The organism is Pseudonocardia sp. P-1, from assembly GCF_058111925.1.
Genome location: NZ_CM176614.1, coordinates 4916129 through 4930549 on the forward strand (window position 1 = coordinate 4916129; position 14421 = coordinate 4930549).

Here is a 14421-nt window from a genome sequence, read left to right on the forward strand (position 1 = left end):
GACCACCGTGCCGCAGGGACAGGTGTCCGTCACGCCCACCGACGGGCTCACCACCCGCCAGCGTCGCAACCGGCCGCTGCTGGTCGTGCACACCGGGGTGATGAAGGGGAAGTCGACCGCCGCGTTCGGGATGGCGCTGCGCGGCTGGAACCAGGGCTGGTCGATCGGGGTGTTCCAGTTCGTGAAGTCCGCGAAGTGGAAGGTCGGCGAGGAGGAGGCGTTCCGCGCCCTGGGCGAGGTCCACTCCCGGACCGGGCAGGGCGGGCCCGTCGAGTGGCACAAGATGGGCTCGGGCTGGTCCTGGTCGCGCAAGGCCGGCACCGAGACCGACCACGCCGCCGACGCCGCCGAGGGCTGGGCCGAGATCCGCCGCCGGATCGGGACCGAGGCGCACCGCGTCTACGTGCTCGACGAGTTCACCTACCCGCTCAAGTGGGGCTGGATCGACGTCGACGAGGTGGTCGACGTGCTCACGAACCGGCCCGGGCAGCAGCACGTCATCATCACCGGCCGCGACGCCCCGCAGGCCCTGGTCGACGCCGCCGACCTGGTCATGGAGACCACGAAGGTCAAGCACCCGATGGACGCCGGACAGAAGGGCCAGCGGGGGATCGAGTGGTGAGCACGGCCCGCGCGCTGGTCGTCGCGGCGCCGTCGTCGGGGAGCGGGAAGACCACGGTCGCGACCGGGCTGATGGCCGCGCTGTCGCGGCGCGGCACCCGGGTCGCACCGTTCAAGATCGGGCCGGACTACATCGATCCCGGCTACCACACCCTCGCCGCGGGCCGCCCGGGCCGGAACCTCGACGTCGTCCTGCAGGGCGCCGACCGGCTCGCCCCGCTGGCCCGGCACGGCGCGCGGGATGCCGACGTCGCCGTCGTCGAGGGGGTGATGGGCCTGTTCGACGGCCGCATCGCCGACGGCGCCGGGTCGACCGCCCAGGTCGCGGCGGCCCTGGGGGCGCCGGTGGTGCTGGTCGTCGACGTCCGGGGTCAGTCCCGGTCGCTGGCCGCGCTGCTGCACGGTTTCCGCAGCTTCGACGACTCCGTGCAGGTAGCCGGGGTGATCCTGAACCGGGTCGGGTCCGACCGGCACGCGCAGGTCTGCCGGGCCGCGGCCGAGGAGGTCGGGCTCCCGGTGCTGGGCGCGGTCCCGCGCCGCGCCGAGCTGGCGGTGCCCTCGCGGCACCTGGGCCTGGTCACCGCCGCCGAGCACGGCTCCGCCGCGACCGCCGCGGTGGACGCGATGGCCGCGCTCGTCGCCGAGCACGTGGACCTCGACGCCGTCCTCGCGCTCGCCCGCCCGCTGCCCGGCGGACCCGTCTGGGACCCGGCGGCCGAGCTCGGGACGGACCCGGTGCCGGGTCGTCCGGTGGTCGCGCTCGCGGGGGCCCGGCCTTCGGGTTCGGCTACGCCGAGCACGCCGAGCTGCTCAGCGCGGCCGGTGCCGACGTGACGACCTTCGACCCGCTGCGCGACCCCGCGCTCCCGGCGGGCACGGCCGCGCTCGTGCTGCCCGGCGGCTTCCCCGAGGAGCACGTCGGCGCGCTCGGGGACAACGCGCCGCTGCGGGCGCAGGTCGCCGCGCTGGCCGCGTCCGGGGCGCCGGTGCACGCCGAGTGCGGCGGGCTGCTGTACCTGTGCCGCGACCTCGACGGGACGCCGATGTGCGGGGTCCTCGACGCGTCGGCGGGGATGACACCGCGGCTCACCCTCGGCTACCGCGACGCGGTCGCGGTGTCGGCGTCGCCGCTGTTCGCGGCGGGTGAGCGGGCCGGGGCGCACGAGTTCCACCGGTGCGCGGTCACCCCGCGGGCCGGGGCCGCCCGGCCTGGGCGTGGCGCGGCGGCGAGCCGGAGGGCTACGTCGACGCCCGGGTGCACGCGTCGTTCCTGCACACCCACCCGGCCGGGGTACCCGGCGCCGTCGCCCGGTTCGTCGCGGCGGCCCGCGCCGGGGCCCCGGCCGCGCTCGCATGATCACCGGTCGTGGAGTGGAGCGTCCGCGGGCCGAGCGCTCCGCTCCACGGCCGGTGGTCACCGTCGGGGTGGGGCTGCGGCCGGGCACGTCCGAGGCCGCGGTGCGCGCGCTGCTGGACCGGGTGGCCGCCGCGCACGGGCTGGAGCTCGGGGACGCCGTCGTCGCCACCCTGGACCGGCGGGTGTCGGAACCGGGGCTGCGGGCGGCCGTCGCACCGCGGGAGCCGCACGGGTTCGCGGCCGCCGCGCTGGCCGCGGTCGCGGTGCCGAGGCCGGATGCCCGGGTGGCCGCGGCCGTCGGGACCCCGTCCGTCGCAGAGGCCGCCGCGCTGCTCGCCGCCGGCGACGGGGCCCACCTGGTCGTCGGTAAGACCGCTGGTCAGGGCGTCACCGTCGCCGTGGCCGCCCGATCGGCGGATGTGGGATTGCCCTCCGGGGTCTCCTCCGAAACATGCGGGCCCGGCTATCGTCCGGCGTCGCCGTCGAGCGGGGGGCCCGCGCAGGGAACCGCTGCCACCGCCGGGCGTCGGAGTCCGGGAGAGGAACGTCGTTGAACGCGCACCACGAGCAGTACCTGGTCGGGCTGGACCTGGCCGGCCGCCGGGCCGTCGTCGTCGGTGGGGGACAGGTCGCCCAGCGCCGTGTCGCCCGCCTGATCGCCGCGGGAGCGGTCGTCGAGGTCGTCTCGCCCGAGGTCACCCCGGCGGTCGAGGGCATGGCCTCGGCCGGGGAGATCACCTGGACGGCCCGCCGCTGGACCGACGGCGATCTCGCCGACGCCTGGTACGCGATCGCGGCCACCGACGAGGCCGCGACCAACGCCGCCGTCGTCGCCGAGGCCGAGCGGGACCGCGTGTTCTGCGTCCGCGCCGACGACGGCGACAAGGGCACCGCGGTCACCCCCGCCACCGGCGGCTACGACGGGCTCACCGTCGGCGTGCTGGCCCGGGGCGCGCACCGGCGGTCCGCGGCCGTGCGCACCGCGCTGGTCGAGGCGCTGGCCGCCGGTGTCGTCGACGAGTCGGCCGAGCCCCGCGGGCGGGGGTCGCGCTGGTCGGTGGCGGCCCGGGCGACCCGGAGCTGATCACCGTGCGCGGCCGGCGGCTGCTGTCCCGCGCCGAGGTCGTCGTCGCCGACCGGCTCGGCCCGCGCGACATCCTCGACGAGCTGTCCCCCGAGGTCGAGGTCATCGACGCCTCGAAGATCCCCTACGGCCGCGCCATGGCCCAGGAGCGGATCAACGAGCTGCTCATCTCCCACGCCCGGGCCGGGAAGTTCGTGGTCCGTCTCAAGGGCGGTGACCCGTTCGTCTACGGCCGCGGGTTCGAGGAGGTCCAGGCGTGCGCCGCGGCCGGGGTGCCGGTGACCGTCGTCCCGGGCATCACCAGCGCCTTCGCCGCACCGGCCGTCGCCGGGACGCCGGTGAGCCACCGCGGGGTCGCGCACGAGATCGTCGTCGTGTCCGGGCACGTCGCGCCGGGTGACCCGCGCAGCCTCACCGACTGGACCGCGCTGGGCCGGATGACCGGCACCATCGTGCTGATGATGGCCGTGGAGCGGCTCGGGAAGTTCGCCGAGGCGCTGATCACCCACGGCCGCCCGGCCGACACCCCGGTGCTGATCGTGCAGGACGGCACCACCCGGATCGAGCGGTCGGTCCGCGCGACGCTGGAGACCGCCGAGCAGGTCGCGGCCGAGCAGGAGATCAGCCCGCCGGCGATCGTCGTGATCGGGCCCGTCGCGGGGCTGCAGGCGCCCGTCGGGGGGTGACCCGACAACCCGTTGCACACTGCAAGTTTGCAATGTGCAACGATCGCGGGCGTGACGGACGAGATCGATGACGTCGTCGATGCGGTGATGACCGCGAGCCGGGCGATGCTCTCCGTGGTGGCCCGGTCCCTGGCCGCCGCGGGCGAGCGCACCGGCGGTGACACGGCCGGCGACGTGACCCTGCCCCAGTACCGCGCGCTGGTCGTGCTGGCCCAGTACGGCACCCGGCGACCGGCCGACCTGGCCAGGGCGCTGACCGTGTCGGCGTCGACGGCGACCCGGATGTGCGACCGGCTGGTGACCCGCGGCCTCGTCGCGCGCACCCGCACCGGTGACGACCGCCGCGAGGTCGCCGTCGCGCTCAGCCCGGCCGGGCGGGCGCTCGTCGACGAGGTCACCCGGCTGCGCCGCGCCGAGATGCACCGGCTGCTCGCGACGCTGCCCGCCGCCGAGCGCGCCGCGGTCCGCGACGCGCTGCGCCGCTTCGCGGAGGCCGCGGGCGAGGTCGGCGAGACCGACTGGGCCGTCGCGCCCGTGCCCGCCGAGGACGGTGCCCGGTGACCGCGGTCCGCGCGATGCACCGCGCGCTCGTCGGCACCCGGCCGGGGCTCGTCGGCCTGGCGACGGTCATCGGGATCGGCGCCGGCATCGGGTCGGTGCTGTTCCACGAGCTGATCCTCGGGGTGACCTGGCTGGTCACCGGCCGGGAGGACTTCTCCGACGCCGGCCGGGTCGCCTCGCCGCACCTGCCCGGGCTGGGGGTCTGGTTCCTGCTCGTCGCCCCGGTGCTCGGCGGTCTGGTGTACGGCCCGCTGGTCCAGCGGTTCGCGCCGGAGGCCCGCGGGCACGGGGTTCCGGAGGTGATGCTCGCCGTCGCGCGCCGGGGCGGGCGGATCCCGGCCACCGTCGCCGCGGTGAAGGCGCTCGCGTCGGGGATCTGCATCGGCACCGGTGGCTCCGTCGGCCGGGAGGGCCCGATCGTGCAGATCGGCTCCGCGCTCGGCTCGGCCATCGGGCAGTGGCTGCGGGTGCCCGCCACCCGGCTGGTCCTGATGGTCGCCTGCGGCGCCGCGGGCGGGATCTCCGCGACGTTCGACGCCCCGATCTCCGGGGTGGTGTTCGGCCTGGAGCTGATCCTGCGGTCGTTCAGCGCCGAGGCGTTCGGCGTGCTGGTGATCAGCTCGGTGGTCGCGAACGTCGTCGCCGAGGTGATCGCCGGGGACCGCGCGATCCTGACCCTGCCGCACTTCGACCTGGGCAGCCCCGCCCAGCTGCCGCTCTACGCGCTGCTCGGGCTGCTCGCGGGGCTGCTGGGCTGGGCCTTCGCCCGCATCCTCTACGTCGTCGAGGACGCCTGCGACGCCGTCTGGCGCGGCCCGGAGTGGCTGCGCCCGGCCGTCGGCGGGCTGCTGCTCGGCGCGCTGCTGCTGGCGCTGCCCCAGATGTACGGCGTGGGCTACCCGGTGCTGGAGGCCGCGATCGGCGGCCGGTACGCCGTCGGGTTCGTGCTCCTGCTCGTCGTCGGGAAGATCCTCGCCTCCAGCCTCACGATCGGCATCGGCGGGTCCGGCGGCGTCTTCGCGCCGTCGCTGTTCGTCGGCGGCACCGCCGGGACCGCCTTCGGCTACGCCGCCGCGGCCCTGTTCCCGGCGCTCGACCTGCACCCCGGCGCGTTCGGCCTGGTCGGCATGGCGGCGGTGTTCGCGGGGGCCGCGCACGCCCCGATCACCGCGGTGCTCATCGTGTTCGAGCTCACCGGCGACTACGCCCTGATCCTGCCGCTGATGGCCGCCGTCGTCCTGGCCACCGGCCTGTCGAACCTGGTGTCGCGGGACAACATCTACACGCTCAAGCTGCTGCGACGCGGGATCGACCTCGCCGCCGACGCCCCGACCGACGAGGCGCTGCGCCGGGTCGTCGTCGCCCAGGTCATGCGGCCCGCCGACGGCACGACGCCCGACCCGGAGCTGCCCGCCCTGGACCCGGACGGCTCCGTGCACGACGTCCTCGGGGTGCTCGCCGCGCACCGGGGCGCCGCGCTGCCCGTGCGGGAGGGGCCGGACGGGCCGCTGCTCGGGACGCTGACCGAGCACGACCTGCTCGACCATCTGCGGGGAGTGGCCGGGCGGGGGACGGTTGACCGCTGACCCGGTCGCGTGATGGGCTCCGGCCGACGACGGAACAGGAAGCCGGTGCGAGTCCGGCGCGGTCCCGCCACTGTCACCGGGGAGTGCCCTCCCCACACCGGCGCCACCGCCCGCGAGGGTGGGAAGGCCGGGGAGGGCGTACCGATCCGGGAGCCAGGACACTGCCCGTCGTCGCGGATTCCCACTGATGAGGGCGCGGACCCTCGAGGAGGACATGCGATGAGCCACGACCTGGTGGTGCTCGGTACCGATCCGTCCGGCGACGACGCGTCCCGCACGGGTGCGCACGACCTGCTGGCCGAGGCCGGGACGGTCTTCGCCTTCCCGCAGGCCGAGTCGACCGCCCTGTTCTACGCCGAGGCGTGGCGGGTCGAGCCGGTCACACCGCGCGACGCCGTCGCCCGGATCGGGGCCTGGGCCGCCGCCGGGCCCGCCGATGCCGCGGTGCTGCTGGTCGGGGGCGACCCCGCGGGCGACGCCGCGCTCGGCGCCGTCCTCGACGGTCTGGCCCGCACCGCTCCCACGCTGCGCGTCCGGATCGCCGAGGGCAGCCGCGTCGCACCGCCGCACCGCAGCCCGCTGATCGGCTGAACCCACCCGGGGCCCGGGCTCAGCCCCGCCAGCTGCCCAGCGGGTCGGCCCGGGTGAGGTCCGGGTCGGCGGCGTCGAGCGTGCGGGTGCGGCCGGGGCCGGTGAGCGCGGTCTCGAACCGCACGGTGACCCGCCCGTGCCCGGCGCCCTGGACCCAGCCGTGGCCGTGCTCGGGGTGGGCGACGTCGTCGCCGGCGCGCCAGGGCCGGTCCGGGTCGGGTTCGCGGTCGGGCCGGTCCGGGCGGAGCGGGCCGGGCGCGTCGCCGGACTCCTCGATCGCGCCGGGCCCGGTGGCCGCGTCGTTCTCCGGAGCTGCGTCGAGCACGGTCACCCCCGCCGCGGCGGCCGGGCGGGTGGCCGCGGGCGGGGCGTCGGGGGCCGGGGCCGTCGTCCACCCGCTCTCCGACGGCACCGCGTCGAACAGCGCCAGTGGCGGCTCGTCGCCGAAGCCGGACACCGACACCCCCAGCAGCCGCACCCCGCCCTCGCCGACGGCGCCCTCGGCCAGCCGCCGGGCCACCGCGACCAGGGTCGCCAGGTCCCGGGTCCCGAAGGGGGTCGTCTCGGACCGGGTGTGGGTGGTGAAGTCCCCGGTCCGCGCCTTCACCGTGACGGTGCGGGCGGTCCGGCCGTCGGCGACCAGGCGCCGGTGCACGGCGACGCAGATCGACTCCACCGCGGTGTGCACCGCGCTCATCGCGGTCAGGTCGGCGTCGAACGTCGTCTCCGCGCTGATCTGCTTGGCCGCGCCGCGCGGGGCGACCGGACGGTCGTCGACACCGCGGGCCAGGCGGTGCAGCTCGGACCCGACGGCACCGCCCAGCACCCCGGCGACCTCGCGGGCGTCCATCGCGGCGAGCTGTCCGATCGTCTCGATCCCGATCTTCCGCAGCGCCTCGCCGGAGACCGGCCCGATGCCCCACAGCGACCGCACCGGGAGCGGGTCGAGCACGGCGGCCTGCTCGGCGTGAGCGATCACCCGCAACCCGTCCGGCTTGGCCAGCTCGGAGGCGATCTTCGCGACCTGCTTGCCCGACCCGGCACCCACCGAGGCGGGCAGCCCGGTGCGCTCGCGCACCGCGCCGCGCAGCCGGGTGCCCCACTCCCGCACCCGGTCCGGGGAGGCCCCCACGAGGTCGGGCGGCTCCACGAACGCCTCGTCGACCGACACCGGCTCGAGCACCGGGGAGAACTCGCCGAGGACGGCCATGACCTCCTCGGACAGCGCCTTGTACAGCGAGAACCGGGGCGGCAGGACGGTCGCGTGCGGGCAGCGCCGCCGCGCCTGCCCCATCGGCATCGCCGAGCGGGCCCCGAACACCCGCGCCTGGTAGCTCGCCCCCGCGACGACGCCGCGCGGTCCCGCGCCGCCGACCAGGACCGGCCGGTCGGCCAGGGTGGGCCGGGTCAGCTGCTCGACGGAGGCGAAGAACGCGTCCATGTCGAGATGCAGCACCCAGCGGTCGGCCGCCGCGGTCACCTCACCATCACCCGTGCATCGTGCCCCGGCGCACCGACAGGACCGCGTCGCCGTCGGCGACGGTGACGACCGGGGCCACCGGTCCCGCCCCGGCGACGGCGCCCGGGTGGTCGTCGAGGCCGGTGGCGACGTCGGCGACCCACCAGCTCCCGCCGGTGCCGGTCCAGCCCAGCACCCGGGCCGGGGCGTGCGGCGGGGACAGCGTGATCGCGTCCATCGGGCTCGACAGGCCCTCGCCGGTGGCCTTGAGCAGCGCCTCCTTGCGGGTCCAGGTGACCAGGAACCCGGTGCCGTCGGGCGTGCCCGCGGCGAGCTCGGCGGGGGAGAGGGCGTGCCGGACGAGGCCGTCGAGGCCGGACAGCGGGCGGTGCGCCTCGACGTCGACGCCGACCGGGCCGGTCCCGACCGCGACGCCGACCAGCGCGCCGGAGTGGGTCAGCGAGAAGCCGGGGTCGTCGCCGCGCCCGGCCAGGCGCGGCTTGCCGTGCGGCTCCCCGCAGCGACAGGTCCGGTCCAGGACGAGCGCGGCGGGGTCGGTGTCGAGCCGCTCGGCGAGCACGAGCCGGGCCAGGGCGTGCGCGGCGAGGTAGCGGGCGCGGTCCTCGTGCCTGCGCAGTGCGAGGAGCCGCTCGCGTTCATGGGCGTCCAGCAGCGCGACGAGGTCGGCGCGGTCGCCGGGATCGGCCGGGGCGGCCCACCAGACGGTGACGGTCACGGCGTCCAGCCTTGCACGTCGCCCCCGCGCCGGGCCGCACCGCCGGGAGTGATCACGGATCGGGCACGCGGAGGGTCGCCCGCCGACGTCCCCGGTGCCCGATCGGTGATCGTGCCCGTGCCCTCAGTCGCTGCGGCGGGCGGCGAAGTCCGTGCGGACGTGGGCCGGGCGGGCCTGCGGGGCCGGCCCCGCCGTGCGCGGTGCCGGCGGGCCGCCCGGCGCGCCGGACCGGCCGCGCCTCGCCGCGCGACGCTCGGCGCGGTTGGCGGGGGTGGGCGCCCCGGCGGGACCGGTGTCGGCGGTGGGGACAGGGGTGTGGCGGGTCGTGGGCATACGACCTCCTCGGAGCATCGGATCGGACTCGGACCGGGTGCGGAGGGCCGGTGACGCGCGGGGACGCCGGAAGGGCCGCACGAGGGCGGCGACGGTTCCGGGCCCGGTGGACGTCACGGGCCGGCGGCGGAGGGCGCGGAGGTCGACTCCGCGGGCCGCTCAGAGGAACCGGATCAGCATGGCGGCGACGCTACGACGACCGCCCGGCCGGGGCCACCGGTTTTCCCCGGGGCCGCCGACCTATCGTCGCGGGCATGGAGACGGCGGACGTGCTGGTGGTCGGCGGCGGCATCGCCGGGGTGTCGGTCGCGTGGGAGCTGGCCGCGCACGCCCGCGTCGTGCTGACCGAGGCCGAGCAGGACCTGCCGGTCCACGCCACCGCCCGCTCGGCCGCCACCTACATCCCCGGTCACGGTTCCGGCCCGTTCCGCGCGCTGATCGACGCCTCCGGGCCGCGGTTCGCCGCGCTGCCCGAGCAGCTCGGCACGCCGCCGCTGCTGTCCCCCCGCCCGGTCCTGCACCTCGCCGACGACGAGCAGGCCGCCGACCGCCTCGCCACGACGCTGCGCGAGCAGCACGGCGAGCCCGGCGCCCCGGTCGCCCTGGACCCCGCGCAGGCGTGGCGCCGCGCGCCGGTGCTGCGCCGTGCCCCGCGTGCGGCCGCGTGGACCGCCGGCGCCTGCGACGTCGACACCGCGGCCCTGCACGACGGCTACCGGCGCGGGCTGCGCGCCCGCGGCGGCACCGTGCTGCGCGGCGCCCGGGTGGCCGCGCTGGACCGGGACGGCTCCGGCTGGAGCGCGACGACGACCGGCGGGCACCGGGTGCGGGCGGGAGTGGTCGTCGACGCGGCCGGGGCCTGGGCCGACGCGGTGGCGGCGCTGGCCGGCGTACCCGGCGCCGGGCTGACCCCGTACCGGCGCACGATCGCCGCCTGCCCGGTCGGCGACCCGTCGGTGCTCACCGTCGACGGTGCCGTCCTGCCGATGATCGCCGACGCCGCCGAGCGCTGGTACCTCAAGGCCGAGGCGGACGTCGTGCTGGTCTCCCCGGCCGACGAGACCCCGGCCGAGCCGGGCGACGCGCGGCCCGACGAGCTCGACGTCGCCCTCGCCCTGGACCGGGTGGGCTCGGCGACCACGCTCGGGCTGCGGTCGGTCCGGACCGCGTGGGCGGGGCTGCGGACCTTCGCCCCCGACCGCGCCCCGGTGCTGGGCGCGCGACCGGAGCACCCGGGGTTCTTCTTCGTCGCGGGGCAGGGCGGGTCGGGCATCGAGTCCGCCCCGGCACTGGCGGCGCTGGCCGCGTCGGTCGTCCTGGGCCACCCGGCCCCGGCCGACGTCGAGCTCGACCCGGCTGTGTGCTCGGTCACACGGCTGATGTAAGCGGTCGCTTACCCATGGCTGGCACCATGGTCCCCATGGCGCTGACCACCACCGGCACCGAGACGCACGACCTGTTCTCGGGCGACTTCTGGACCGACCCGCACCCCGCCTACGCGGCCCTGCGCACCGAGGAGCCGGTGCGCGAGCTTGCGCTGCCGGACGGGAAGGCGTGGCTGATCAGCCGCTACGCCGACGTCCGTGCGGCGTTCGTCGACCCGCGGCTGAGCAAGGACTGGCGCTGGACGCTCCCCGCCGACCAGCGCGAGGGCCAGCCGGCCGCGCCGATCCCGATGATGATCCTGATGGACCCGCCGGACCACACCCGGCTGCGCAAGCTCGTCGGTCGCTCGTTCACCGTGCGGCGGATGAACGACCTGCAGCCCCGGGTCGAGGAGATCACCCAGGAGCTGCTCGACGCGCTGCCCGCCGAGGGCCCCGTCGACCTCATGCGCCAGTACGCGTTCCTCGTCCCGGTGCTGGTCATCTGCGAGCTGCTGGGGGTGCCCGCCGAGGACCGCGACATGTTCTCGGCGTGGTCGTCGGTGATGGTCGACGACTCCCCGCAGGAGGAGAAGTTCGCCGCGATGGGCAGCCTGAACGGCTACCTCGCCGAGCTGATCGAACGCAAGCGCACCGAGCCCGACGACGCCCTGCTGTCCGGCCTGCTCGCGGTCAGCGACGCCGACGGCGACCGCCTCTCGTCCGAGGAGCTCGTCGCGATGGCGACGCTGCTGCTCATCGCCGGGCACGAGACCACGGTCAACCTGATCGGCAACGGCGTGCTCGCCCTGCTGACCCACCCCGAGCAGCGCGCCCGGCTGCAGGCCGACCCGTCTCTGATCACCTCGGCGGTGGAGGAGTTCCTGCGCTTCGAGTCCCCGGTCTCCAACGCCCCGATGCGGTTCGCCAGCGAGGACGTCGAGTACTCCGGGGTGACCATCCCGGCCGGGTCGACCGTCATGCTCGGCCTCGCCGCGGCGAACCGGGACCCGGAGTGGCTGGCGGACCCGGAGCGGCTCGACATCACCCGGGACTCGTCGTCCGGGGTGTTCTTCGGCCACGGCATCCACTTCTGCCTGGGCGCGCAGCTCGCCCGCACCGAGGGGCGGGTGGCCATCGGCAAGCTCATCGCCCAGCGGCCGGACCTGGCGCTGGCCGTCGACCCGTCCGAGCTCGTGTACCGCGAGTCGACGCTGGTCCGGGGCCTGTCCCGGCTGCCGGTCACACCGGGCGAGCCCGCCTGAGGGCGCCGCGGCCGGGCGCGACCGAGGGGTGCGCCCGGCGGGCGGTGCCGGACCGGCGGCGGCCGTCGGCGCAGCGGGGCGGTGACGGCGCAGCGGGCGGTGTCAGCGCAGCGGGCGGTGTCAGCGCAGCGGGGCGCCGGTCTTCTCCCGCACCTCGTCGGCGCCGACGCCGGGCGCGGTCTCGACCAGCTCGAGCCCGTCCGGCGTCACGTCGATGACCGCCAGGTCGGTGACGATCTTCGTGACGCAGCCCAGGCCGGTGATCGGCAGCGAGCACCGCTCGACGATCTTGGGGGACCCGTCCTTGGAGACGTGGTCCATCATCACGATCACCGAGCGCGCGCCGTGGACGAGGTCCATCGCCCCGCCCATCCCCTTGATCATCTTGCCGGGGATCGCCCAGTTCGCGAGGTCGCCGTTCGCGGCGACCTCCATCCCGCCCAGGACGGCGACGTCGAGCTTCCCGGCCCGGATCTGACCGAAGCTCTCCGCGGAGCCGAAGAAGGCGGCGCCGTCGGCGACGGTGACGGTCTCCTTGCCGGCGTTGATGAGGTCGGCGTCGACCTCGTCGTCGGTGGGGTAGGGGCCGACGCCGAGGATCCCGTTCTCCGAGTGCAGGACGACCGTCCGGCCCTCGGGGATGTGTCCGGGCACCAGGGTCGGCATGCCGATGCCGAGGTTGACGTACGCGCCGTCGGGCAGCTCGGCCGCGACCCGGGCGGCCATCTCGTCACGGTTGAGGGCCATGGTCAACGCACCGTCCTGAACTCGACCGGCTTCTCGACGCCGGGGACGTGCAGCACGCGGTGCACGTGGATACCGGGGGTGTGCACCGCGTCGGGGTCGATCTCCCCGGGCTCGACCAGGTGCTCGACCTGGGCGATCGTGGTCCGCCCGGCTGCGGCGCAGTCCGGGTTGAAGTTGCGCGCCGCGCGCCGGAACACCAGGTTGCCGTGCCGGTCGCCCTTCCAGGCGTGGACCAGCGCGAAGTCCGGGGTGAGGGCGCGCTCGAGGACGTAGGTCACGCCGTCGAACTCGCGGGTCTCCTTCGCCGGGGACTCGACGGCGACCGAGCCGTCGGACGCGTAGCGCCAGGGCAGCCCGCCCTCGGCGACCAGCGTCCCGACCCCGGCCGGGGTGTAGAACGCCGGGATGCCCGCGCCGCCGGCCCGCAGCCGCTCGGCGAGCGTGCCCTGCGGGGTCAGCTCCAGCTCCAGCTCACCGGCCAGGTACTGGCGGGCGAACTCCTTGTTGTTGCCGACGTAGGAGCCGATCGTCCGCCGGATGCGCCCGGCGGCGAGCAGGGTGCCGAGGCCGAAGCCGTCGACGCCCAGGTTGTTCGAGATCGTCTCCAGGTCCGTCGCGCCCTGCTCCAGCAGTGCCGCGATCAGCACCGTCGGAACCCCGGACATGCCGAACCCGCCGACCGCGAGCGACGCCCCGTCGCCGATGTCGGCGACCGCGTCCGCGGCGGATGCCACCACCTTGTCCATCACGCACCTCCGTCGCCGACGACAGTACGCGGCGTACGACAGACGCACAAGCGTTCGCTATGCGAACACAACTCGACGGGTCGGGACCCACGCTCCGCGCGCCGAGGTGCAGCTCAGGGGTATCCGAGAGGCCGACCCGGGAGCTCCGAGTTGCATCCCGGTGACGTTCCAGGGGCAGGGGTGCCCTCTCACGGTGTCGAGATGCAGCTCAGCGGGGCCCGAGGGTGCCCCGCACCCCGCTGAGCTGCATCTCGGCGACCGCCGCCGTCGCGGCGCACCGTCGGCGGGGCGGGCGCGGCGTGGGTCAGGCGGGGGCGGTGTGCGGGTCCCCGACGGCGATCTCCCCGCCTGCGGCGACCTCGGCGTAGACCCCGGCGCACGCCCAGACCCCGCCGACCTGCGGGATCTCGATGCGGTTGTTCTTCGCGATCGTCCGCAGGGTGTCCGGGTCGTCGGGCAGGTCGCCCTGGGGGAGCGTGGTCATGACACAGCGCATGGTGGCGAAGGAGAACGTGATCCGGGCGTCGTCGCCCAGGGCGCTGGTGCTGCCGGGCCAGTCGTTCTCGACGAAGCCCGTCCCCTCGTCGCGCAGCACGATGTTGGGGCGGTAGCGGAGCGGGTCGAAGGTCGCGTCCGGGTTCAGCTCCCGGAGCCGGTCCAGCGTCGACTCGGTGAGCACGTGCAGCGACGACAGGTCGAAGAACGTGCCCGGCGCCCCGAACGCGGAGATGTCGAACCGGCTGATGACCTCGCCGGAGTCCTCGTGCCGGGTCGTCGTGTCCTCGATGAGCTTGCGCGGCGCGAGCTGCTGCGGGGTGAGGCCCTCGATGTCGGGCCACAGCTCCTCGAAGTAGCTCCCCTCCGGCGGGACCGAGATCAGTGAGACGTCGCGGCCCAGCGCCGCGGAGAGCGCGGTGTCGAGGCCCTCGTCGTCGCTGCGCAGCACCGAGCCGTCCGGGAAGGTGATCTCCACCGGCGGGGTGGGCTCCCCGACGACCGGCTCGGCCACGAACCGCGCGGAGAAGCTCAACAGTCCCAGCCAGCGCTTGGGCACCTTGGCGCTGGCGATGATGCCGGTCCCGTTGTCGAGCACCGCGTAGGCGCGGTCGCCGAGCAGCCCCCGTTCGGTGATGGTGGCCCGGGTCAGGGACTCCCCGAGCATCGACTTGACCGGATAGCGGTAGAGCGCGGCGACCGTCATGTCCGGTGTATATCGGCCCGTCCGTTCGACGTGCACGGCCCGAACGGACGGGCCCGCGGGAGCGGTCCTCAGCTGAGGACGCAC

General features: G+C 76.0%; 13 protein-coding genes, 2 pseudogenes and 1 riboswitch. Of the genes and pseudogenes, 9 read left to right on the top strand and 6 right to left on the bottom strand.

Annotated features, from left to right (window positions below; translation table 11 throughout):
• The first annotated feature begins 7 nt into the window (after positions 1–7).
• The 7 genes and pseudogenes from cobO (at position 8) to AC0GKK_RS24195 (ending at position 6486) form a co-directional block, all read left to right on the top strand.
• Complete coding sequence (cobO, locus tag AC0GKK_RS24165; protein WP_251785163.1) at positions 8–622, top strand: cob(I)yrinic acid a,c-diamide adenosyltransferase; 615 nt, start codon at positions 8–10, stop codon at positions 620–622.
• Positions 616–1978: pseudogene (locus tag AC0GKK_RS24170) on the top strand (cobyrinic acid a,c-diamide synthase CobB). Before cobO ends, AC0GKK_RS24170 begins: the two are co-directional and overlap by 7 nt.
• 14 nt (positions 1979–1992) lie before the next feature.
• Positions 1993–2532: a cobalamin biosynthesis protein gene (locus AC0GKK_RS24175; RefSeq protein ID WP_489882593.1), complete on the top strand. Its 540-nt coding sequence runs from the start codon at positions 1993–1995 to the stop codon at positions 2530–2532.
• Positions 2529–3748 (top strand): annotated as a pseudogene (gene cobA, locus AC0GKK_RS24180) (uroporphyrinogen-III C-methyltransferase). Before AC0GKK_RS24175 ends, cobA begins: the two are co-directional and overlap by 4 nt.
• A gap of 51 nt (positions 3749–3799) precedes the next feature.
• Entirely contained in the window at positions 3800–4309 is a 510-nt protein-coding gene (locus AC0GKK_RS24185; protein WP_489882594.1) for a MarR family winged helix-turn-helix transcriptional regulator, read from the top strand.
• Positions 4306–5895, top strand: coding sequence for a chloride channel protein (locus AC0GKK_RS24190; RefSeq protein ID WP_489882595.1), 1590 nt, complete (start codon positions 4306–4308; stop codon positions 5893–5895). The genes AC0GKK_RS24185 and AC0GKK_RS24190 overlap by 4 nt, the downstream gene beginning before the upstream one ends.
• Positions 5893–6079, top strand: a riboswitch (cobalamin riboswitch). (Overlaps the previous gene by 3 nt.)
• Before the next feature lie 35 nt (positions 6080–6114).
• Positions 6115–6486, top strand: coding sequence for a hypothetical protein (locus AC0GKK_RS24195; protein ID WP_251785157.1), 372 nt, complete (start codon positions 6115–6117; stop codon positions 6484–6486).
• Between the two features lie 19 nt (positions 6487–6505).
• Here the strand turns inward: AC0GKK_RS24195 and AC0GKK_RS24200 are convergent, their stop codons facing one another.
• From AC0GKK_RS24200 to AC0GKK_RS24210, 3 genes are all read right to left on the bottom strand, one after another.
• The gene (locus AC0GKK_RS24200) at positions 6506–7966 is read right to left on the bottom strand and encodes a DNA polymerase IV (RefSeq protein ID WP_482637914.1); all 1461 of its coding nucleotides are present in this window, start codon (positions 7964–7966) and stop codon (positions 6506–6508) included.
• 7 nt (positions 7967–7973) lie between these two features.
• Positions 7974–8681: a 4'-phosphopantetheinyl transferase family protein gene (locus AC0GKK_RS24205; RefSeq protein ID WP_489882596.1), complete on the bottom strand. Its 708-nt coding sequence runs from the start codon at positions 8679–8681 to the stop codon at positions 7974–7976.
• 123 nt (positions 8682–8804) lie between these two features.
• Entirely contained in the window at positions 8805–9014 is a 210-nt protein-coding gene (locus AC0GKK_RS24210) for a hypothetical protein (protein ID WP_489882597.1), read from the bottom strand.
• Positions 9015–9268: 254 nt separating this feature from the next.
• Between AC0GKK_RS24210 and AC0GKK_RS24215 the strand changes: the two genes are divergently transcribed.
• Both AC0GKK_RS24215 and AC0GKK_RS24220 read left to right on the top strand, forming a co-directional pair.
• The gene (locus tag AC0GKK_RS24215; RefSeq protein WP_489882598.1) at positions 9269–10399 is read left to right on the top strand and encodes an NAD(P)/FAD-dependent oxidoreductase; all 1131 of its coding nucleotides are present in this window, start codon (positions 9269–9271) and stop codon (positions 10397–10399) included.
• 35 nt (positions 10400–10434) lie between these two features.
• The gene (locus AC0GKK_RS24220; protein WP_489882599.1) at positions 10435–11643 is read left to right on the top strand and encodes a cytochrome P450 family protein; all 1209 of its coding nucleotides are present in this window, start codon (positions 10435–10437) and stop codon (positions 11641–11643) included.
• A 120-nt stretch (positions 11644–11763) separates the two neighbouring features.
• Here the strand turns inward: AC0GKK_RS24220 and AC0GKK_RS24225 are convergent, their stop codons facing one another.
• From AC0GKK_RS24225 to AC0GKK_RS24235, 3 genes are all read right to left on the bottom strand, one after another.
• Entirely contained in the window at positions 11764–12390 is a 627-nt protein-coding gene (locus AC0GKK_RS24225; RefSeq protein ID WP_251785152.1) for a 3-oxoacid CoA-transferase subunit B, read from the bottom strand.
• Positions 12391–12392: 2 nt separating this feature from the next.
• Positions 12393–13136, bottom strand: a complete 744-nt coding sequence (locus AC0GKK_RS24230; RefSeq protein WP_062396104.1) for a CoA transferase subunit A — start codon at positions 13134–13136, stop codon at positions 12393–12395.
• A gap of 304 nt (positions 13137–13440) precedes the next feature.
• Complete coding sequence (locus AC0GKK_RS24235) at positions 13441–14337, bottom strand: MOSC domain-containing protein (protein WP_251785151.1); 897 nt, start codon at positions 14335–14337, stop codon at positions 13441–13443.
• Between the last annotated feature and the right edge of the window lie 84 nt (positions 14338–14421).